We start from the raw sequence: 266 nt of genomic DNA, 5'->3' as shown, positions 1-266 counted from the left end.
CCGCGTTCATGGCTTGGAAACCAGGAAGCGACGATCCGGCTGTTGGCAGGAAAAGAAGGTGCTTCTGCCAGCCCGACTAAGAAGCGAAGGCCGAACAGGATCATCACAGCGGTTCCGGCAGTGCCAAAGAAACCAATAAAACCCTGCATAAGCGTAAAAGCCGACCATAAGAAAATACTCCAAAAGTATACTTTCTTTGAGCCGAACCGGTCCAGCAGCCATCCGCCGGGAATCTGGCCGGCGACATAGGACCAGGCAAAAGCCGA

Annotated in this window: 1 protein-coding gene; it reads right to left on the bottom strand. The window is 53.8% G+C overall.

The window, feature by feature from the left end:
• Nucleotides 1–266: MFS transporter (locus L2D08_RS23790; RefSeq protein ID WP_242238025.1), on the bottom strand; the 266-nt coding region annotated here is incomplete at both ends.

It is taken from the genome of Domibacillus sp. PGB-M46 (genome assembly GCF_022668875.1).
Classification (GTDB): domain Bacteria; phylum Bacillota; class Bacilli; order Bacillales; family Domibacillaceae; genus Domibacillus.
This window is presented reverse-complemented; position numbering and strand designations above follow the sequence as displayed.